This is a genomic window from Streptococcus suis (assembly GCF_002964045.1).
In the GTDB taxonomy this organism is placed as follows: domain Bacteria; phylum Bacillota; class Bacilli; order Lactobacillales; family Streptococcaceae; genus Streptococcus; species Streptococcus suis_U.
This window is the reverse complement of the sequence record NZ_POPB01000545.1, coordinates 1-341: the sequence shown is the minus strand read 5'-3', so window position 1 is coordinate 341 and position 341 is coordinate 1. Positions and strand designations below refer to the sequence as shown.

At 44.6% G+C, this 341-nt stretch carries 1 protein-coding gene; it reads left to right on the top strand.

Annotated features, from left to right (window positions below):
• Positions 1 to 341 (top strand): prolipoprotein diacylglyceryl transferase family protein (locus C1E99_RS12615; protein ID WP_161951209.1); only part of this gene is annotated, 341 nt, incomplete at both ends.

Sequence of the window (341 nt, the reverse complement as noted above, 5' to 3'; positions counted from 1 at the left end):
GTTGGGGAAATTTCTTTAACCAAGAGGCCTATGGCAAGGCAGTAGAAAGTTTGAACTACCTGCCAGCCTTTATCCGAGACCAGATGTATATTGATGGTGCCTACCGTCAACCAACCTTCTTGTTTGAGTCTCTCTGGAATTTGCTAGGTTTTGGCTTGGTTTGTGTGTTACGTAGACGGCCAAAATTCCTTAAACAGGGAGAAATTACAGCTTTCTACCTAGTCTGGTATGGTTGTGGTCGCCTTTTGATAGAAGGCTTGCGGACGGACAGCCTCATGTTCTTGGGAATACGTATTTCACAATGGCTATCTGGGGTGTTAATCCTCGTTGGTATTATCATG